The sequence below is a fragment of the Micromonospora sp. WMMD980 genome, assembly GCF_029626035.1.
In the GTDB taxonomy this organism is placed as follows: domain Bacteria; phylum Actinomycetota; class Actinomycetes; order Mycobacteriales; family Micromonosporaceae; genus Micromonospora.
Genome location: NZ_JARUBE010000003.1, coordinates 1,325,039 through 1,346,015 on the forward strand (window position 1 = coordinate 1,325,039; position 20,977 = coordinate 1,346,015).

General features: G+C 70.8%; 11 protein-coding genes. 4 read left to right on the forward strand and 7 right to left on the reverse strand.

The window, feature by feature from the left end; translation table 11 throughout:
• Positions 1 to 34: 34 nt before the first annotated feature.
• From O7618_RS06610 to O7618_RS06620, 3 genes are read left to right on the forward strand one after another with little or no spacing between them, the layout of a single operon-like run.
• Positions 35 to 1,174 carry an acyltransferase gene (locus tag O7618_RS06610; protein WP_347405410.1) on the forward strand — a complete coding sequence of 380 codons (1,140 nt, stop codon included), beginning with the start codon at positions 35 to 37 and terminating at the stop codon, positions 1,172 to 1,174.
• Between the two features lie 25 nt (positions 1,175 to 1,199).
• On the forward strand, positions 1,200 to 2,420 hold the full coding sequence (locus O7618_RS06615; RefSeq protein ID WP_278105082.1) for a cytochrome P450: 1,221 nt from the start codon (positions 1,200 to 1,202) through the stop codon (positions 2,418 to 2,420).
• A 29-nt stretch (positions 2,421 to 2,449) separates the two neighbouring features.
• Positions 2,450 to 2,662 carry a ferredoxin gene (locus O7618_RS06620; RefSeq protein WP_278105083.1) on the forward strand — a complete coding sequence of 71 codons (213 nt, stop codon included), beginning with the start codon at positions 2,450 to 2,452 and terminating at the stop codon, positions 2,660 to 2,662.
• A gap of 72 nt (positions 2,663 to 2,734) precedes the next feature.
• Here the strand turns inward: O7618_RS06620 and O7618_RS06625 are convergent, their stop codons facing one another.
• Genes O7618_RS06625 through O7618_RS06640 form a run of 4 tightly spaced genes read right to left on the reverse strand, consistent with a single transcriptional unit; the run spans position 2,735 to position 13,563 of the window.
• Positions 2,735 to 4,321: a bifunctional 3-(3-hydroxy-phenyl)propionate/3-hydroxycinnamic acid hydroxylase gene (locus O7618_RS06625; RefSeq protein ID WP_278105084.1), complete on the reverse strand. Its 1,587-nt coding sequence runs from the start codon at positions 4,319 to 4,321 to the stop codon at positions 2,735 to 2,737.
• A complete protein-coding gene (locus O7618_RS06630; RefSeq protein WP_278105085.1) occupies positions 4,321 to 5,103 on the reverse strand; it encodes an arylamine N-acetyltransferase in 783 nt (260 codons plus the stop codon). The genes O7618_RS06625 and O7618_RS06630 overlap by 1 nt, the downstream gene beginning before the upstream one ends.
• Positions 5,103 to 8,210 (reverse strand): beta-ketoacyl synthase N-terminal-like domain-containing protein, encoded by a 3,108-nt coding sequence (locus tag O7618_RS06635; protein WP_278105086.1) that lies wholly within the window; start codon positions 8,208 to 8,210, stop codon positions 5,103 to 5,105. The genes O7618_RS06630 and O7618_RS06635 overlap by 1 nt, the downstream gene beginning before the upstream one ends.
• Positions 8,211 to 8,235: 25 nt before the next feature.
• Positions 8,236 to 13,563, reverse strand: coding sequence for a type I polyketide synthase (locus tag O7618_RS06640; RefSeq protein ID WP_278105087.1), 5,328 nt, complete (start codon positions 13,561 to 13,563; stop codon positions 8,236 to 8,238).
• 701 nt (positions 13,564 to 14,264) lie between these two features.
• On the opposite strand from O7618_RS06640, the gene O7618_RS06645 reads away from it, so the two are divergent.
• Positions 14,265 to 16,799 carry a BTAD domain-containing putative transcriptional regulator gene (locus O7618_RS06645; protein ID WP_278105088.1) on the forward strand — a complete coding sequence of 845 codons (2,535 nt, stop codon included), beginning with the start codon at positions 14,265 to 14,267 and terminating at the stop codon, positions 16,797 to 16,799.
• Positions 16,800 to 16,849: 50 nt separating this feature from the next.
• Here the strand turns inward: O7618_RS06645 and O7618_RS06650 are convergent, their stop codons facing one another.
• The 3 genes from O7618_RS06650 to O7618_RS06660 all read right to left on the reverse strand — a co-directional run bounded on the left by O7618_RS06650 (position 16,850) and on the right by O7618_RS06660 (position 20,958).
• Positions 16,850 to 17,761 (reverse strand): NADP-dependent oxidoreductase, encoded by a 912-nt coding sequence (locus O7618_RS06650; protein ID WP_278105089.1) that lies wholly within the window; start codon positions 17,759 to 17,761, stop codon positions 16,850 to 16,852.
• 114 nt (positions 17,762 to 17,875) lie between these two features.
• Positions 17,876 to 19,066 carry a cytochrome P450 gene (locus tag O7618_RS06655; protein ID WP_278105090.1) on the reverse strand — a complete coding sequence of 397 codons (1,191 nt, stop codon included), beginning with the start codon at positions 19,064 to 19,066 and terminating at the stop codon, positions 17,876 to 17,878.
• Positions 19,067 to 19,488: 422 nt separating this feature from the next.
• A complete protein-coding gene (locus tag O7618_RS06660; RefSeq protein WP_278105091.1) occupies positions 19,489 to 20,958 on the reverse strand; it encodes a DHA2 family efflux MFS transporter permease subunit in 1,470 nt (489 codons plus the stop codon).
• Positions 20,959 to 20,977 lie beyond the last annotated feature (19 nt).

The window sequence follows — 20,977 nt, forward strand, 5'->3', positions numbered from 1 at the left end:
AGCATCCAGAACAAGCCTTCCCTCGTTGACCGGCATGCGTTTCCTGGCCGCGCTCATGGTCTTCTTCGCCCACGCATTTCTGCTCAACAATCCGTTGAACCTGACCGTTCCGGTGAATCCCTTCGCCGACGAGGGGATCGCCCACGCGCTCGCGAAGGTCTTCGGGCCGGCGGGCTTCGTCGGGGTGTCGTTCTTCTTCGTCCTGAGCGGCTTCGTGCTCACCTGGTCGATGAAGCCGGACGATCCGGCGTCGTCGTTCTGGCGCCGTCGCGTGCTCAAGATCTTCCCCAACCACCTGGTCATGTGGGCCGTCGTCATGGTGCTGTTCGCCGGGGCCTACACGCCGCTGCACTCCTGGCTGCCGAACCTGTTCCTGGTGCACTCCTGGTTCCCGTGGGACGACACCAACAGCGGCGTCAACCTGCCTGCCTGGTCGCTCTGTTCGGAGCTGCTCTTCTACCTGGTCTTCCCGTTCATCATCCGGCCGATCATGCGGATCGCGGTCGACCGGCTCTGGTACTGGGCCGGCGCGGCCGTCGCCGGTGTGGCGGTCGTGGCGCTGCTCGCGAAGTTCGTCGTCCCGGCGGGGACCCAGTTCGTCCTGGCCCCGCTCCCGCTGACCAAGATGTGGTTCGCGTACCTCTTCCCGCCGGCCCGCATCTTCGAGTTCGTGCTCGGCATCCTGCTGGCGCGCATCGTCGCGGCCGGTCGGTGGCCCCGCATCCCCGCCCCCGCGGTGGCGGCGCTCGTCGTCGCCGGGTACGCCGCGACCGTCGTCACGCCCGCTCCCTACAACTTCGTGCTGGTCATGCTCGTGCCGATCGCCGTCGTCATCGGTGCCGTGGCCTCGGCCGACGTCCGCCGCGCCCGGACCGGGCTCGCCGGTCCCGTCATGGTGTGGCTCGGCACGGTCTCCTTCGGTTTCTACCTCGCCCAGGTGGTGCCGATCCTGTACGGCCGGCTGAAGCTGTTCGGCGGTGAGACCTACGGCGTGCCGGGGGCGGTCGCGCTGCTGGCCGGCATGTTCGCCGCGACCCTGCTTCTCGGCTGGCTGCTGTACCGGTTCGTCGAGGCGCCGGTCATGCGCCGCTGGGCACGCAGCCGGCCGACGACAGCTCGATCGGCCCCGGGGCCGGAGTTCTCACCTGCCACCGAAGCCGGCGCGGCCGGCTGACCACCCGCGAGAAAGGCTAGTCGAGATGACCCTGGAGAAGCCCGAAACCGAGGACGAGCGCGCCGTGGAGTCCTACCCGTTCGGACCCTACGAGCGGCTCGACCTGCACCCCAAGTACGCCGAGTACCGGGCCAAGTGCCCGGTGGCCCGGGTGCAGATGCCCTACGGCGGCGAGGCGTGGCTGGCCACCCGCCACGAGGACACCAAGACGGTGCTGGCGGACCCCCGCTTCAGCCGCGCGGCCACGATCGGCAAGGACGTGCCGCGGGTACGCCAGGCGTTCGAGGACCCGATCATCGTGGCCATGGACCCGCCGGAGCACACCCGACTGCGCAAGCTGGTCGCCAAGGCCTTCACCACCCGCCGGGTGGAGCTGCTCCGGCCGCGGACGCAGGAGATCGTCGACGGCCTCATCGACGGCATGATCGCCTCCGGCTCCCCGGCGGACCTGGCGGAACGCCTGGCCTGGCCGCTGCCGATCACCGTGATCTGCGAGCTGCTCGGCGTCCCGGCCGCCGACCAGGCGACGTTCCGCAGCCTGGTCGACACGTGGTTGTCGGTGGGGGAGGCGCGGCCGTTGGAGGAGGTCACCGGGGCCCTCGTCAAGCTCCAGGGCTACATGTCGGACCTGCTCGAGCAGCGCCGGCAGGAGCCTCAGGACGACATGCTCTCCGCGCTCGTCGAGGCGCGCGACGGTAGCGACCAGTTGGGCCCGGACGAGACCGTCATGCTCGGCATCACGCTGCTCGCCGCCGGCCACAAGACCACGGCGAACCAGTTCGGCAGTCACGTCTTCGCGCTGCTCTCGCGCCGCCAGCACTGGCTCGAGCTGGTCGAGGATCCGACGCTGGTGCCGCGCGCGGTCGAGGAACTGCTGCGCTACTCGCCGCTGTCCCCGGCGTCGGACAACACGCGCATCGCGCTCGAGGACATCGAGTTGAGCGGTCAGCTGATCCGCAAGGGCGACGCCGTCCTGGTGAACTACGCGGCGGGCAACCGCGACGAGGCCGTCTTCCCGCACCCGGACGAACTCGACTTCCGGCGCGAGAAGAATCCGCACGTCTCCTTCGGGCACGGTCTGCACCACTGCCTGGGCGCGCCGCTGGCCCGGATGGAACTGCAACTCGCCCTCGGCACCCTGGTGCGACGCCTGCCGACGCTGGAACTCGCCGTTCCGGCCGAGGAGGTGCCGTGGCGCAAGGACTCGGTGGCCCGCGGCGTGCAGTCGCTGCCGGTGCGTTGGTAGGTCCGATGAGCGCGCCGACGAGGTGGGCAGTGGCCAGTGACGCGGAGGTCTGCATCGGCGCCGGCGTCTGCGCCAGCGTCGTGCCCAGCCGGTTCCGGATCGACGACGGCTTCTCGGTACCGATCGATCCGGTCATCGAGGCGGACGAGGAGGTGCTGGTGGCGGCCAACCTGTGCCCGATGGCCGCCATCCGGGTCACCGACCTGTCCACCGGCGCCGTGCTGGCGCCGGACGAGGACTGAGGCGAACCGCCACACGCGACGACGAAGGGGCGACTCCGGGAAACCGGAATCGCCCCTTCGTGAGCGGTACCGCTAGGACAGTTGGCGCCGCAGGTCGTCGACCAGGCCGCGCACGCCCGTCGGGCCCTGGGCGGCACCGAAGAGGTAGAAGTCGGGGCGGACCAGCGCCGCCTGGGCCCCCATGTCCCCCAGATAGGAAAGGTACCGGCCGTCCGTGTCCACCGTGACCGAGCCCGGGGTGTCCCCGGAACTCTCGGCGTCGCTCGGCACGAGATGGACCAGGCGGGTGCCGAGGCGCTCCAGGTAGGCCAGCCGTCCCTGGTCGAGTAGCCGCGTCGGCGGCGCCGAGGCGATCAGCGCGAAGCCGTATCCGACGACGTCGTCGAAGAGGCCGCTCCGCCCGCCCCGGGAGACGCGGGAGTGGGGGACCAGGTGGCCGACCGGAGCGTCCGCCAGCCGCGTCGTCGGATCCTGCAACACGCCCGTGGTGAGGCTCTCCACCGCGGACGGCGGGCGGCTCAGCGCCAGCCCGCGTGCCCGCGCGGCGAGCATCATGGCGTCACGATCGGCGGCCGCCTCCGGATCCGTCTGACAGATGACCCGACCCAGACCGACCGACATGGTGATCGCGTGCTGCACGTGCCGGCGACGTTCCTCGGTGTAGCTGTCGAGCACGTCGGCCGTGGCGTGACCGGTCAACACCAGGTCCAGCTTCCACGCCAGATTGGCCGCGTCCCGGAAGCCCGACGACATGCCCTGCGCGGCGAACGGGGGCATGAGGTGCGCCGCGTCGCCGGCGATCAGCATGCGTCCGGACCGCCACCGGTCGGCGTAGCGGGCCTCGAAGGTGTAGACGGCGTGCCGCTGCAACGTCGCACCCGCGGGTTCGACGCCGAAGAGCGCGAGCAGCCGCCAGGCGGCCTCCGGGGTGTTCAGCTCCTCGATCGAGTCGCCGGCCACCCGCATGAACTCCCACCGGCGGTGGCCGGGACCGGCCGAGACGGCCGTGCGCGGCCGAGCCGGGTCGCACACCTGCAGGTTGTTGGGCTTGAACTCCCGGGGCGGGTCCAACTCGACGTCGCAGATCAGCCAGTCGTGACGGAAGCCGAGATCGGTGGCCCCGGTGCCGATGCGTTCACGGACGAAGCTGTTGGCGCCGTCGCAGCCCACGACCCAGGAGGCGCGGATCTGCTCGATGCCGTCCGCCGCGCCCCGGACGCCGGCCCGCACCCCGTCATCCTCCTCGGCCAGATCCACCAGCAGTCGACCGCGCAGCACCCGCAGGGTGGGCAGCCCGGCGCCCCGGGCGGTGAGCGCGCGCTCCAGCCCCGGCTGGTACATGGAGGTGGAGTCGGGCCAGCCCGACTCGCCCAGGTTCTGCAGGGCGTCGAAGTGGAGCAGCTCCTGCCCCTGCCCGTTCTCCCAGACGTAGTCACCGGAGGGCTCACCGAACTCGCTGATGTGCTCACCGAGCCCGGCCGCGGTGAGGATCCGCGCGGACTCGCCGTCGAAGGCGACAGCCCGGGGCATGGGGTACGGCTGCGGCCAGCGTTCGACGACCACGACGTCGTGGCCCCGCGCGGCCAGCAGGACGGCCAACAACTGTCCCACCGGCCCGTACCCGACGATGAGGACGTCGGCCCGTTCCGCCGGGGCCATCAATCGTCCCGGCCCAGGATGTCGGCGACGACGGTCTTGTACTCCACCGGGTCGATGAGCACCCGGACGGTCTCCACCCCGTCGTCGACCTTGACCAGGCGCTTGCCGACAAGCACGAGCTGACCGGTGTCGGTGGCGCGGGCCCGGATCACGGTGCTGGCGGCGATGATCTCACCGTCCCAGTTCCAGCCGTCGGCGTCGGTGTCGCCGGCGCCGTCCCAGTCGGCGAGCGTGCGGGGGCGCAGCGTGAAGCGGTAGATGTCCTGCCAGTCTCCGTTGCGGGTCTTGCGCTCGGCCACGTGGTAGCCGTCGCGTCCGGTCACCCGGTAGCGGACGCCGTGCTGCTCCTGCTCCTGCTCGCTGAGCAGGACCGGTTCGACGAACCCCGGTCCGGCGAATCCGACGTCGACCAGCCAGGTCTGCCCGTCGAGCGGGACGGCGAGGAACATGTGCTCCACGTCGGGGCCGAACGCTCCGCTGGGCCCGCGTACGCCCGACGACAGCCGCAGCACCTCGTATCCCAGCTCGATGAGCAGCCGTCGGAACATTCCGCTGAGTTCGAAGCAGACCCCGCCGTTGCGGCGTGCCACCACGCGATCGAACGACCCGTCGATGTCGACGTCGACGTCGTTGAGCACGGCGGTGCCGAGGTCGGCGCGCTGGGAATTGTCGAACGGCACCGTGACCATGTGTCGCTTGTGCAGCTCGCGCAGCGTCTGTGCCGTCGGCTCGACGGGTCCCGAGTAGCCGATGGCCGACAGGTAGGAGGCGACGGTGAACATCAGTTGGGGCTCCTTGTCAGTAGCTGCTCCTGCAGATGCCCGGCGAGCATCCTGGGCGTTGCGTGGTCGAAGAGGAGGGTGACCGGCAGGCGCAGTCCCGTGGCGTTGTTCAGGGTGTTTCGCAGCTCGACAGCGGTGAGCGAGTTGAAGCCCACCTCGAAGAAGGGGTCGTCGGGTCCGATCAGGTCCTCGGACCGGCCGAGCGCGGTGGTGGCCGTGGTCCGGACCAGGTCGAGCAGCGCCTCGGCCTGCTCCTCCGGGGACTGCTGCGCGAGGCGCTCGGACAGTGTCATGCCGTCCTCCGGCTCGTCGGCGGCGACGCCGATGGAGCCGCCGCTGGTCTGTGGGGTGGTGTGGAGCCAGTAGGTGTGGTGTTGGAAGGGGTAGGTGGGTGGGGTGGGGGTGTGGGGTGGGGGTGTGGTGGTGGGCCAGGTGATGGGGGTGCCGTGGGTGTGGAGGTGGGCGGCGGTGGTGAGGATTTGGTGGGGGGTGTCGTGGTCGCGGCGGAGGGTGGGTGTGGTGGTGGTGGGTTGGGGGTGTTGGTCGAGGGTGTTGTGGATGCTGATGGTGAGGACGGGGTGGGTGCTGGTTTCGATGTAGGTGTGGTGGCCGTGGTGGGCGAGGTCGGTGATGGCGTTGTGGAATTGGACGGGTTGGCGGAGGTTTCGGTACCAGTATTCGGCGTTGAGGGTGGTGGTGTCGGTGATGAATTGTTGGTCGACGGTGGAGTAGAAGGGGGTGTGGGCGTGGGTGGGGGTGATGTGGCGCAGGAGTGTGGTGAGGGTGGGGTGGAGTTTTTCGACGTGGCTGGTGTGTGAGGCGTAGTCGACGGGGATGCGGCGGGCGCGGATTCCGTCGTTTTCGCAGTGGTTGAGGAGGTCGTCGATGGCGGTGGGGTCGCCGGCGACGACGTTGAAGGAGGGGCTGTTGGTGGCGGCTATTTCGAGGTGGGGGTGGTAGGGGGCGATTCGTTTGTGGGTTTCGGTGAGGGTGAGGGGGAGGGTGGCCATGGCGCCGTGTCCGGCGAGGGTGTCGGCGATGGCTTGGCTGCGGAGGGCGACGATGGCGGCGGCGTCGTCGAGGGTGAGGGCGCCGGCGATGTGGGCGGCGGCGATTTCGCCTTGGGAGTGGCCGACGACGGCGTCGGGGGTGATGCCGAGGGTGCGCCAGAGTTCGGCGAGGGCGACCATCATGGCGAAGGACGCGGGTTGCACGACGTCGACGCGGTCGAGGGTGGGTGCGTCGGGTTTTTGGCGGAGGACGTCGGTGAGTGACCAGGTGATGTGGGGTGCCAGGGCGGTGGCGCAGTCGTTGATGCGGGCGGCGAAGGTGGGGCAGGTGTCGAGGAGGTGGGCGCCCATGCCGGCCCATTGGGAGCCTTGGCCGGGGAAGACGAGGACGGTTTTTCCGGTGGTGGTGGCGCGGCCGGTGACGAGGTTGGGGTGGGTGTCGCCGGTGTGTAGGGCGGTGAGGGCCTGCAGGGCGGTGGGGTGGTCGGGGGCGATGACGACGGCGCGGTGATGCAGGTGGGCGCGGCCGGTGGTGAGGTGGTGGCTGGTGTGGTGCAGGTCGGTGGTGGGGTTGTCGCGTAGGTGGGTGGCGAGGCGTTGGGCTTGTTCGCGGAGGGCGGGCAGGGTTTTCGCGGAGAGGGGGAGGGTGGCGGGGGCGTGGTGGAACAGCCCGGGTTCGGGTTCGGGTTCGGGTTGGGGTTCGGGGGGTGGGGGTGCTTGTTCGAGGATGAGGTGGGCGTTGGTGCCGCTGACGCCGAAGGAGGACACGGCGGCGCGGCGGGGGCGTTGCCGTTCGGGCCAGGGTTGGTTGGTGGTGAGGAGGCGGACGGTTCCGCTGCTCCAGTCGACCTGGGGGGTGGGTTCGTCGATGTGCAGGCTTTGCGGCAGGGTGCCGTGTTGCATGGCGAGGATCATTTTGATGATGCCGGCGGCGCCGGCGGCGGCTTGGGTGTGACCGATGTTGGATTTGAGGGAGCCGAGCCACAGGGGTTGGTCGTCGGGGCGGTGGTGGCCGTAGGTGGCGATGAGGGCTTGGGCTTCGATGGGGTCGCCGAGGGTGGTGCCGGTGCCGTGGCCTTCGACGGCGTCGATGTCGGTGCTGTTCAGGCGGGCGTTGCGGAGGGCTTGGCGGATGACGCGTTGTTGGGCGGGGCCGTTGGGGGCGGTGAGGCCGTTGCTGGCGCCGTCCTGGTTCACGGCGCTGCCGCGGATCACGGCGTGGATGCGGTGTCCGGCGGCGATGGCGTCGGAGAGGCGTTCCAGCAGGATCAGGGCGACGCCTTCGGACCATCCGGTGCCGTCGGCGGCCGCGGCGTAGGGTTTGCACCGGCCGTCGGGTGACAGACCGCGCTGGCGGGAGAACTCCACGAACGTCGCCGGTGTCGACATCACCGCGACCCCGCCGGCCAACGCCATCGAGCATTCCCCCGACCGCAACGCCTGCACTCCCAGATGCACCGCCACCAACGACGACGAACACGCCGTGTCCACGGTGATCGCCGGGCCGGTGAGCCCGAAGGTGTAGGAGAGTCGGCCGGAGGCGACCGAACCGGTGTTGCCCACCCCGAGCGACGCCTCCAACTCCGGCGGGATCTCGCTCAACCTGCTGGCGTAGTCGTGGTACATGACGCCGGCGAACACGCCCACGTCCCGCCCCCGCAGCGACCCCGGATCCAGACCAGCGTCCTCGAACACCTCCCACGACGTCTCCAACAACAACCGCTGCTGCGGATTCATCGCCAACGCCTCCCGCGGCGAAATCTCGAAGAACTCCGCATCGAAACCCGCCGCATCGTGCAAAAACCCACCCTCACGCACATACGACTTACCCACCCGATCCGGATCCGGATCGAACAACCCCTCTACATCCCAACCCCGATCCACCGGAAACCCCGACACCCCGTCACCACCGGACACCACCAACCGCCACAACTCCCGCGGCGAACCCACCCCACCCGGCAACCGACAACCCATCCCCACCACCGCCACCGGCTCCGACTCCAGATCCCGAAGCCGCTGATTCGCCTGGCGCAGCCGTTCGTTCTCCATCAGGGAGGTACGAAGGGCCTCCACCAGCTTGTCCGTGGGTGTCGTCACGAGCGCATCCTCCAACGCGAGAAGGTCAACGGTTGACGCTGCTGTCGAGTGCCCGTGCCACCAGGCTCTCGACGTCCATGGCGGCGATCCGGGCGAGCGCGTCCGGGTCGGTGTGCTCCGGTTCCGGCGCGGGCGGGCCGGCCGGATCCTGCTCCGGGTCGCCGAGTTCCAGCTCGGTGCGCAGCTGACGGGCGATCTCGGTAGCGGTGGGGTAGTCGAAGACCAACGTGACCGGCAGCCGTATGCCCGTACGCGCGTTGAGCCGGTTGCGCAACTCGACCGCCAGCAGCGAGTCGAACCCGAGTTCCTTGAACGCCTGGTTGGCGTCCACGGACTCCGCGCCGGCGCGTCCCAGCACCTCCGCGGCCTCACCCCGGACCAGGTCGACCAGCACCCGGTCCTGCTCCGCGGGGGTCTTCGAGGCGAGCTGCTGGCGGAATGAGCGTTCCTCCTCGGCGGCGGCCCGGATCACCCGCCGTGCCGGCCGGACGAGGGCCCGAAGGAGCGCGGGAATCCGATCCCCCGACACCTGGCCCTCGCGTAGGGACGCGAGGTCGAGCTTCGCCGGCACGGTCACCGCGGCCGGCGTGGCCAGCGCGGCGTCGAAGAGCGCCGTGCCCTGGTCGGCAGTGAGCGCCGTGGACCCACGCCGGCTCAACCGGCCGTGGTCCAGCGCGGCGAGGTGCTCGGTCATCCCGCTGTCCTGCTCCCACAGGCCCCACGCCATCGAGGCGGCGGCCAGTCCCTGGTCGCGGCGCCGTGCGGCGAGCCCGTCGAGGAAGCCGTTGGCCGCGGCGTAGTTCGCCTGGCCCGGGCTGCCCAGCACGCCGGCGGCCGACGAGTAGAGGACGAAGGCATCGAGCTCGAGGACCTCGGTGAGCTCGTGCAGGTGCCAGGCGGCGTCGACCTTGGGCCGGAACACCCGGTCGAACCGCTCCGGCGTCATCGCGGCGAGGACGCCGTCGTCGAGCACCCCCGCGGTGTGCACGACGGCCGTGAGCGGTCGGTCCGCCGGGATGTCCGCGAGCAGTGCGGCGAGCGCGGCGCGGTCCGAGACGTCGCACGCGACCGCGTGGACCTCCGTGCCGATCTCCGCCAGCTCGGCGGTCAACTCGGCGACGCCCTGGGCCGCCGGGCCGCTACGGCTGGTGAGCAGCAACCGGCGTATGCCGTGGGCCGTGGCGAGATACCGGGCGAGCACCCTGCCGAGACCGCCGGTGCCGCCGGTGATGAGCACCGTGCCGTCGGACCGCCAGCGTGGCGCGTCCGTCGTGGCGGCCGATGCCAGCGGCTTCAGCCGCGGCGCCCAGGCCCGGTCGCCGCGGACGGCGAGCTGCGGTTCGCCGGCGCGGCTGAGCGTGGCCGGCAGGTCCGGCGGCACCACCCCGTCGGCGTCCACGATGGTGATCTCGCCCGGCTGCTCGGCCTGAGCGGCGCGTACCAGGCCCCACACCGCCGCAGCCGCCGGATCGGTGGTTTCCCCGTCGCGAAGCGCCACGCCCTGATGGGTCACGATCACGAGGGGGTGTCGACCGGCCTCCGGATCGGACTCCCAGCGCTGCAACGAGTCCAGCACCTCGGCGGTCAGCCGACGGGCCCGCTCCGGCTCCGGCGCGTCAGTGGTGTCGCGGGCCTCGACGACGGTGACCCGGGGGTGGGCGCCGTCGGTGGCCGGTATCGGAATCGGGGCCCATCCGACCTCGAACAGACTGGTGGAGGCGGGACCACCCGCGTCGATCCGGCCACCCGGCACCGGGCGCAGCAGCAGCGATCCCACGGACGCCACCGGTGTGCCGTCCTGGTCCGTCAGGTGCAGGCTCACCGAGTCGGGGCCGGTCGCGACGACCCGGACCCGCAGCGTGGCGGCGCCCGCGGCGTGCAGGGTCACCCGGTTCCAGGCGAACGGCAGTCGAACGTCCCCGGTGGCGGGATCTCCGGGCAGCGCGAGGCGGGCGGCGTGCAGCGCGGCGTCGAGCAGCGCCGGGTGGACGCCGTACGCGCCGGCCTCCTCGCGCTCGCGGTCGTCGAGGGACACCTCGGCGTAGATCTCGTCGTCGCGCCGCCAGGCGGCGCGAAGTCCCTGGAACGCCGGGCCGTAGCCGTATCCGGACGCCTCGAGCTCGGCGTAGAGGGTGGTGGTGTCCACCGGAACCGCTCCGGCGGGCGGCCAGGCGAGCGACTCCGGCGCGGGGGGCGCGTCCGCCCGGGTGAGCACGCCGGTCGCGTGCCTGATCCAGGCGTCGGCCGCATCGGTGGTCGAGTCGATGGACACCGGCCGCCGGCCACCGTCGTCCGCCGCGCCGACGGTGACGCGGATCCGCAGGCCGTCCTCCTCGGGCAACCGCACGGGAGTGTCGATCACGAGTTCGTCGAGCCTGCTGTCGCCGACCTCGTCACCGGCCCGGATCGCCAACTCCACCAGGCCGCTTCCCGGCACCAGCGCGACACCCGAGACGGCGTGGTCGGTGAGCCAGGGCTGGCGGCGCGCGGACAGCCGCCCGGTGGCCACCACGCCGTTGTCGTCCGGTAGTTCGACCACCGCGCCGAGCAGCGGATGCTCCGGGTTCCGGAGGCCGGCCTCCGCGACGTCACCGGTCTGTGGGGTGGTGTGGAGCCAGTAGGTGTGGTGTTGGAAGGGGTAGGTGGGTGGGGTGGGGGTGTGGGGTGGGGGTGTGGTGGTGGGCCAGGTGATGGGGGTGCCGTGGGTGTGGAGGTGGGCGGCGGTGGTGAGGATTTGGTGGGGGGTGTCGTGGTCGCGGCGGAGGGTGGGTGTGGTGGTGGTGGGTTGGGGGTGTTGGTCGAGGGTGTTGTGGATGCTGATGGTGAGGACGGGGTGGGTGCTGGTTTCGATGTAGGTGTGGTGGCCGTGGTGGGCGAGGTCGGTGATGGCGTTGTGGAATTGGACGGGTTGGCGGAGGTTTCGGTACCAGTATTCGGCGTTGAGGGTGGTGGTGTCGGTGATGAATTGTTGGTCGACGGTGGAGTAGAAGGGGGTGTGGGCGTGGGTGGGGGTGATGTGGCGCAGGAGTGTGGTGAGGGTGGGGTGGAGTTTTTCGACGTGGCTGGTGTGTGAGGCGTAGTCGACGGGGATGCGGCGGGCGCGGATTCCGTCGTTTTCGCAGTGGTTGAGGAGGTCGTCGATGGCGGTGGGGTCGCCGGCGACGACGTTGAAGGAGGGGCTGTTGGTGGCGGCTATTTCGAGGTGGGGGTGGTAGGGGGCGATTCGTTTGTGGGTTTCGGTGAGGGTGAGGGGGAGGGTGGCCATGGCGCCGTGTCCGGCGAGGGTGTCGGCGATGGCTTGGCTGCGGAGGGCGACGATGGCGGCGGCGTCGTCGAGGGTGAGGGCGCCGGCGATGTGGGCGGCGGCGATTTCGCCTTGGGAGTGGCCGACGACGGCGTCGGGGGTGATGCCGAGGGTGCGCCAGAGTTCGGCGAGGGCGACCATCATGGCGAAGGACGCGGGTTGCACGACGTCGACGCGGTCGAGGGTGGGTGCGTCGGGTTTTTGGCGGAGGACGTCGGTGAGTGACCAGGTGATGTGGGGTGCCAGGGCGGTGGCGCAGTCGTTGATGCGGGCGGCGAAGGTGGGGCAGGTGTCGAGGAGGTGGGCGCCCATGCCGGCCCATTGGGAGCCTTGGCCGGGGAAGACGAGGACGGTTTTTCCGGTGGTGGTGGCGCGGCCGGTGACGAGGTTGGGGTGGGTGTCGCCGGTGTGTAGGGCGGTGAGGGCCTGCAGGGCGGTGGGGTGGTCGGGGGCGATGACGACGGCGCGGTGATGCAGGTGGGCGCGGCCGGTGGTGAGGTGGTGGCTGGTGTGGTGCAGGTCGGTGGTGGGGTTGTCGCGTAGGTGGGTGGCGAGGCGTTGGGCTTGTTCGCGGAGGGCGGGCAGGGTTTTCGCGGAGAGGGGGAGGGTGGCGGGGGCGTGGTGGAACAGCCCGGGTTCGGGTTCGGGTTCGGGTTGGGGTTCGGGGGGTGGGGGTGCTTGTTCGAGGATGAGGTGGGCGTTGGTGCCGCTGACGCCGAAGGAGGACACGGCGGCGCGGCGGGGGCGTTGCCGTTCGGGCCAGGGTTGGTTGGTGGTGAGGAGGCGGACGGTTCCGCTGCTCCAGTCGACCTGGGGGGTGGGTTCGTCGATGTGCAGGCTTTGCGGCAGGGTGCCGTGTTGCATGGCGAGGATCATTTTGATGATGCCGGCGGCGCCGGCGGCGGCTTGGGTGTGACCGATGTTGGATTTGAGGGAGCCGAGCCACAGGGGTTGGTCGTCGGGGCGGTGGTGGCCGTAGGTGGCGATGAGGGCTTGGGCTTCGATGGGGTCGCCGAGGGTGGTGCCGGTGCCGTGGCCTTCGACGGCGTCGATGTCGGTGCTGTTCAGGCGGGCGTTGCGGAGGGCTTGGCGGATGACGCGTTGTTGGGCGGGGCCGTTGGGGGCGGTGAGGCCGTTGCTGGCGCCGTCCTGGTTCACGGCGCTGCCGCGGATCACGGCGTGGATGCGGTGTCCGGCGGCGATGGCGTCGGAGAGGCGTTCCAGCAGGATCAGGGCGACGCCTTCGGACCATCCGGTGCCGTCGGCGGCCGCGGCGTAGGGTTTGCACCGGCCGTCGGGTGACAGACCGCGCTGGCGGGAGAACTCCACGAACGTCGCCGGTGTCGACATCACCGCGACCCCGCCGGCCAACGCCATCGAGCATTCCCCCGACCGCAACGCCTGCACTCCCAGATGCACCGCCACCAACGACGACGAACACGCCGTCTCGACCGTCACGGCGGGACCCTGCAGGCCGAACGCGTACGACACCCGGCCGGTCGTGGCGCTGCCCGAGTCACCGATGCCGAGGTAGCCCTCCACGCCCTCGGGCAGACGGTGCGGCAGGTGCGGCGCGTAGTCGTGGTACATGACGCCGGCGAACACGCCCACGTCCCGCCCCCGCAACGACCCCGGATCCAGACCAGCGTCCTCGAACACCTCCCACGACGTCTCCAACAACAACCGCTGCTGCGGATTCATCGCCAACGCCTCCCGCGGCGAAATCTCGAAGAACTCCGCATCGAAACCCGCCGCATCGTGCAAAAACCCACCCTCACGCACATACGACTTACCCACCCGATCCGGATCCGGATCGAACAACCCCTCTACATCCCAACCCCGATCCACCGGAAACCCCGACACCCCGTCACCACCGGACACCACCAACCGCCACAACTCCCGCGGCGAACCCACCCCACCCGGCAACCGACAACCCATCCCCACCACCGCCACCGGCTCCGACTCCAGATCCCGAAGCCGCTGATTCGCCTGGCGCAGGTCCACGAGCGTGCGCCTGAGATAGTCGCGAAGCTTCTCGTCATTCGACATGGGTCTGTCCCTTCGAGACGGACGGCGTGGCGGGGCCGAGGCGCGAGGTCTGGTCGTCGGTGTGGGCGCACCGCCTCGTCGTCGCGGGGCCGGATCCGGCCCGGGGCCGGGCGGGCTCCGACGCCGTGTCTGCCGTGCGGCGCGCACGGTGGGCCTGCTCGACAGTCTTTCGATGCTCGCGACGGCCGGGGCACCCCTGACCCACCCCCTAGCGGCTCCCTCATTGCCGCTTCTCGGGTGGTCCGGCCCTGTCGTGCGGCGTAGCGAGCGTCGCCGTCCGCACCGTCAAGCACACCTGGGCCGGACGGCGGTATCGTCGACGGGACGATTCCGGTCAACCATCGGACGGTCTCTGCCACCCGAGCGCGCATCTATCGGTGTATCTTGATGCGTGTGGTGAATGGTCGAACGCTCTGCGTCACCGATGCCGGTGATCGACGTGCGGTCGCGGCGCCGGCGGAAACTGTCCCGACATGGTGATCACGACCAATGCCTCATGTGGACGAAGTGGAGCTGACACGGTGTGAAAAGGTGTTGGCCGAGGCGGTGTTGAGCGCCGTTGAAAGGGGTCGCCGCGCTCCGCCGGCCGTTCTAGCGTAGAACTCGGCGCGTTGTTGTCCTGCCTCGGTCTGGTGCGATTACGGGGGTATGCCGTGCAGTTCAGGATGTTGGGTGCGCTCGAGGTCACCCAGGACGGACGCGTGGTACCGCTGGTCGGCGTCAAACAGCGTGCCGCCCTGGGTTTCCTCCTGCTCAACGCCAACGAGGTCGTTCCCACCAGTCGACTGCTGCAGGCGCTGTGGGGAGATCGACCGCCGGCCACGGCGCGCAAGATCCTGCAGAACGCCGTCTCCGGCCTGCGCCGGACCCTCGTCGACGTCGAGCTGGTGACCAGGGCGCCCGGCTACGGGCTGTTCGTCGGCCGCGAGCGAGTGGACTGGTTCCTGTTCCAGGACCAGGCGGCACGGGGTCGGGCGGCGTTGGCCACCGGTGACCTGAAGGTGGCGACCGAGATCCTGGGCGGCGCGCTCGACCTCTGGCGCGGGCCGCTGCTGTCCGACCTGGTCGAGGTGGGTATCGACTGGCCGGAGCTCTACCCGATCCGCTATCAGCGGCTCGACGTGCTGGAGGACTACTTCGACGCGCGTCTCGCCCTCGGGCAGCACTTCGAGGTGGTCGGGTCGCTCGGCCGCGAGGTGCAACTGGAGCCCGCCCGGGAGAGGCTGTGCGGGCAGTACATGCTGGCGCTGTACCGCAGCGGGCGCCAGGTGGAGGCCCTCGCCGCCTACCGCAGGACGAGGCACGTCCTGACCGAGGAACTGGGCCTCGATCCCGACCCCCACCTGCAGGAGCTCGAGCGCAGCATCCTCAACCACGACCCGGCGCTGGCCGGTCCGCAGGCCGGCGGCGTGGCCGGCGCCCCCACCCCGGCCACGGCGGCGACCGCCGCCGTCGTGCCGAGGGCGGCGGCGGAGCGCAAGCCGGTGAGCGTGTTGCTGCTGCGCGTCGACCCGGACGCCGGGCGGGAGGGCCGGGACCCCGAGGACGTCGACGAGCTGTCCCGGAGCCTCACCGCTCTGGTGCGACACGAGGTCGAGAGGCGAGGTGGCACGCTCCACCACGTGGTCGGATCGGTGTGGATGGTCCTGTTCGGCATACCGCGGACGCAGGTGGACGATGCCCACATGGCGGTGCAGGCGGCGGTGGCGATCAGGGACCGCATCGCGGCCCGCGCCGTGACCGTGCCGGGCTTCGGCTCGCTGACCACCCAGGTCGCCGTCACCACGGGAGAGGCGCTCGTCACGTACGCCGACGGCGACGCCGACCGGGTCGCCGAGGTGAGTGGCGAGGCGCTCGCCTGGTGTCAGCAGCTGTTGACCTGGGCCCGTCCGGGCGAGGTGCGCGCCTGCGACACCACCCGCCAGGTCGCCGGCTGCGAGTTCGGCTACGAGGCCACCACGCAGCCCGGCAGTTGGTCGGTGGTGACCGTGCCGGCCGCGTGCACCTCGCACACCTCGACGCCGTTCGTCGAACGCGATCGGGAGATGCAGCTCCTGTGCGTCCTCTTCGACGACGCGCGGCGGCGCGGGCGACCGCATCTGGTGACGTTGCTCGGCGAGTCCGGCATCGGCAAGAGCCGGCTCGTCCTCGAACTGGGCCGGGTGGTCGCGGACCCGCAGCATGTGCCTTTCCGCTATCTCGTCGGTCAGACCCGGCACTCCTCCGACGCCCCGCTGGAGCCGATCGCCGAGATCATCCGCCAGTACGCGACGATCCGCCCCCGCGACGAGCGGGATGCCGCGGAACGCAAGCTCGAGGCCGCCGTACGGACGATGCTGCCGCCGGGCGACGGCGGCGCCTCAGCGCTGCGGGACCTGCGCGACCTCCTGTTCACGCCGGAGGCCGCGGTGGCCGATGGTGTCCGGGACCGCGTCGTGGCCACGTGTCGGCAGCTGTTCGAGGAGATCGCCGCCGACGGCGGGCTCGCGATCGTCATCGAGGACATCCATCGGGCCGACGACCTCCTGCTCGACTTCCTCGAAGGCCTCGTCGAGGAGTCCCGGCCGGTTCCGCTGGTGGTTCTCGCCACCGCGCGTCCCGAACTGCAGGACCGCCGGCCGCACTGGGGCGGCGGAAAGCGGAACGCCTCCACGGTCACGCTGGAGCCGCTCTCCTCCGCCGCCGCCAGCGGTCTGCTCACCTCGTTGCTCGACCATCACGGACTGCGTCACCTCATGCGCTCCGATCAGGTGGGCGAATCGCGGATCAGCGGCAACCCGCTGTTCGCCCAGGAATACGTACGGATGTTGCGGGAGGGGGTCTCCCTGCGCCGCCGGCTGGAGACTCCCGCCCGGGCCGGCGCCGACCCGGGGCACGGCGACGACCGGGTGGTGTCGCTTCCGCAGTCCGTCTACACCATCGTCGCGGCGCGCCTGGACCGGCTACCCCGTGCCGAGAAGACGGTGCTGCAGGTTGCGGCGTTGCTGGACGACCCGGTCTCCGCCTCCTCGATCGCGGTCGTCGCCGAGTGCGATCCGGTGGAGGCACAGCGGTGCCTGGAGAACCTGGAACGCAACGGCTTCCTGCGGCGGGCCTCCGGGCCCGGTGCTCTCGCCGGGCAGGAGTACTGCTTCGCGGATGTGCTCGTTCGCGATGTCGCCTACGCCCAGGTGCCCCGGGCGGTGCGAGCCCGCCATGCCGGCCGAGCCGGGTCCGACCTGCTGCGCCGGTCCTGACTACCGCCTCGGGGTCGCCTCTCGCCACGGCTCACCGGAGCGCCACGCCGTCAGATGGTGATGACGACCTTGCCCCTGACCCGGCCCGTGCCGCTGTAGCGGTGCGCCTCCGCCAGTTGCTCAAGGGGATAGACGCGGTCGACGTGCACCCGCAGCAGGCCCTGCTCGACCAGCTTGCCGACCTGTTCGAGCTGCGAGCCGTCGGGTCGGACGCCCACCCAGGCGTAGTGCCGGCCGAGCGCCTCGGCCTGCTCCGCGTTGGTGCCGGGGTTCATCGTCGCGGCCAGCAGGGTGCCACCCGGGCGGAGGCAGCGCAGGGACCGCGGGCCGTACTCGCCGCCGATGAGATCGAAGACCACGTCCACGTCCTGGACCGCCTCGGTGAAGTCGACGGCCTGGTAGTCCACGAGTTCGTCGGCGCCGAGGTCGCGTAGGAAGTCGTGCTTCGCCGCCCGCGCGGTGGCGATGACGTACGCGCCGCGCAGCTTCGCCAGTTGGACGGCGAGGTGACCGACGCCGCCGGCTGCCGCGTGGATGAGGATGCGTCGGCCGGGGGCCGCGCCGGCCGCCTCGACCGCGGTCATGGCGGTCTGCGCGGCGACCGGAAGGGCGGCGGCCGTCACGTGGTCGACGCCGGCGGGCTTGACGGCGAGACTGCTCGCCGGCACCGCGACGTACTCGGCGAACGTGCCGATGAAGAAGATGCCGTACACCTCGTCGCTGGGCTGGAAACGACCCACGTTGACGCCGACCTCGGACGCCACTCCGGAGAGGTCGGAGCCGAGGGTGAAGGGCGGACGGGTGCCGGCCGCCCGACCCTCGCGGACGTGCGCCTCGCCGTAGTTCACCGAGGCCGCCTTCACCTCCACCAGCACCTCGTCCGGGCCGGCCACCGGCCGATCCGTCTCGATGACGGTGAGGACCTCGGGACCGCCGAACCGGTCCTGACTCGAGGCGCGCATGCGGTGAACCATCAGGTGTCTCCTCAGCTGTGGTGAACGGATCACGTGCGGGTGGTGCGCCCGGACCGGGGCGGCGCGGCAGCCCTCCGGGCCGTCGCGCCGCCGGCGAGCGGGTCAGTCCCAGGCGACGGGAAGGCGCTGCACGCCGTACACGGCCATCTCGTTGCGCATGGGGATCTCGTCCGGCGGCACCGCCAGACGCAGGGTGGGAAAGCGCTGGAACAGCGCCTGGTACGCGGTTCGCATCTCGATGCGGGCGAGTGGCTGGCCCATGCACTGGTGCAGACCGTGCCCGAAGGACATGTGCCCGGTGGCGACCCGGGTGATGTCCAACCGGTCCGGGTCGTCGAAGACGTCCGGATCCCGGTTGACGTTGGAGATCCAGACCGTCACGGTCTCGCCGGCCCGCACCAGCTCACCCTCGAGCTCGACGTCCTCCAGCGCGGCCCGGGATATCCCGGTCTGGACGATGGCCAGGTGACGCAGGAGTTCCTCGACCGTCCGGTCGATCAGTGCCGGGTCCTCGCGCAGGGCCCGCAACTGGTCGTCGTGCCGCAGCAGGGCGTACACACCGTGCGCGATCATGTGCGCCGTCGTCTCGTGACCGGTGATGAGCAGCAGCATGGCGATGTTGGTGAGCTCCTCGTCGGTGAGCTCCCCGCTGTGCACCAGCCCGCTGAGCAGGTCGTCGCCGGCCTCGGCGCGTTTGCGGCCGACGAGTTGGTGGACGTAGGCGCCGAGTGCCTGCACCGCCGCCATCATCCCGTCGGTGGTGGTGTTGAGGCGGGTCAGCATGGCGGTGTGGTGCTGGAACTCCTCGCGGTCGGCGTACGGCACGCCCAGCAGCTCGCAGATGACCAGGGACGGGATCGGCAGGGCGTACGCCTCGACGAGGTCCACCGGCGGTCCGAGGCGCTCCATCGCGTCGAGGTGCTCCTCGGCGAGCTTCTCCACCCGCGGGGTCAGCTGGCGCAGCCGCCTGGTGGTGAACTGCCCCTGCAGCAGGCGGCGGTACCGGGTGTGGTCCGGCGGGTCCATCCGGACCAGCCAACCCGGGTCCGCCGGCTCGGTACGTTGGGAGATCGGCAGTGGCACCGGAAAGTGCACCAGTTCCTGCCGGGCGCTGAACCGGGGGTCGCTGAGCACCTGGCGGGCCGTCGAGTGTCGGGTGACCAACCAGCCGAGATGACCGTCCGGGAAGGACAGCCGGGTGATCGGCATCGGTCGGCGCAACCGGTCCGGCGGCTGGAGGGGGTCGTCGCGCCGCGTGGGGATGGTCATCGGCTCGGACAGCTGGTCGGTCATCCTTGCTCCTCGGGTCGGGCATGCCGGGACGGGTGTCGCGGCGATGCTGCGGGGTGGTGTTCCGACGACCTGTGACGATCCGTGCGGGCCGATGACCGACGGCGTGAACAGTGATGGTTCGGGTTCGCAGTGCCCGGTGGACGCTGACCGCCCCGGGTGCGGAGCGAGGATCCGCTCCGCACCCCGTCGACGAGGTGGCCGCCGCTGCGACTCGTGTCGCAGTCGCCGGGACCCGGCACCGGGCACGGTGGAGGGTCCGGAATCGTGCCGAGGGGTCGGCGGCCGGTGGCCTCAGCGTCGCGAACCGCGCGACTCAACCGTGCGGCGCGGCGCCCAGGCCGGACCGTCGTGGGTCGTCTGCGTTCGATGGCGACCGTCGCCGGCCGGCTCGAAGGCGGACCAGGTCGCGCGAGGAGCATACGTCACACACTCGGCTTGACACCATCGTCGACGGTCGCCGGTTCGAGGGTCGGCGCGGCCTGCGGCTGCGGGCGGAGTAGCACCGCGCCGAGGACGGCGGCGACCAGGACGATGCCGGCGGCGGTGGCGAAGCCGATGTCGTACCCGCCGTCCAGCGCCGTGACCTGGTCCTTGCCCTCCCCGAGGAGGTCGGCGGTGCGCGAGGCGGCGATCGTCGCGAGCACCGCGAGGCCGAGGGCGCCGCCCACCTGCTGCACGGTGTTGTTGACGCCGGAGGCGAGACCGGAGTCCTCGGGGTTCGCGCCCGACATCGCGATCGTCACGAGTGCGGGGAAGGCCAGACCGCCGCCGATGCCGAGGCACAGCAGGGCGGGCAGGACGTCCGCCACGTAGTCGCCGCCGACCGGGGCGCGACCGAGCAGCGCGAGGCCGGCGGCGATGAACACCAGGCTCACCACGGCGACCCACCGGGGGGTGAAGCGGGCGTTGAGCGGCGCCGAGGCGCCCACCGAGAGCAGACCGATGCTCACGGAGACCGGCAGGAACGACAGCCCGATCTCGAACGGGGAGTAGCCGAGCACGAGCTGCAGGTAGAGCGAGCCCAGGAAGAGGTGCGAGAACATGCCGGCCAGCATCAGGCCCAGCACGAGGTTGCCGCCGGTGAGGCTGCGGGAGCGGAACACGCGAAGCGGCAGCAGCGGCGTGCGTGCCGTCGTCTGCCGCACGATGAACGCGATGAGGAGCAGCACGGCGAGGGCGCCGAATCCGAGCGTGTGCGCCGAGCCGAGGCCGTACTCGGTGGCCTTGAGGATCGCGTACGACCCGATCATGAGCGAGGCGGTGACGAGCACCGCGCCCACGGCGTCCGCGCCCCGGCGCAGCCCCAGGCCGCTGTCGTTCTGGAGCAGCCGGATGCCGAAGATGCCGATGAGCGCGCCGACCGGGATGTTCACGAAGAAGATCCAGTGCCAGCTCAGCGCCTGGGTGAGCACGCCGCCGAGCAGCAGGCCGCCGGATGCGCCCCCGGCGCCGACGAAGCTGTAGATGCCGATGGCCTTGCCGAGCTCCCGCGGGTCCGGGAAGAGGTTGAAGATCATTCCGAGGATCACGGCGGAGGTGACCGCGCCGCCGGCGCCCTGCACGAAGCGCGCCACGATCAGCATGGTCTGGTCGGTGGCGAGGCCGCACCACAGCGACGCGAGCACGAAGACGACCAGCCCGCTCAGGAAGACCCGCTTGCGACCGATGAGATCGCCGAGCCGGCCGGCGAGCAGCAGCAGGCCGCCGAAGGCGATCAGATAGGCGTTGACCACCCACGTCAGGTCTGCCGCCTCGAACTTGAGGTCCTCCTGGATCGACGGCAGCGCGACATTGACGATCGTCTGATCAAGAATGATCATCAAGAAGCCGGCGCACAGCACGATGAGCGCGGCCCATCGGGACGGCTGTACCGGAGGTGCGGTGGTGGACATGAAGGATCCTCCAAAGGGA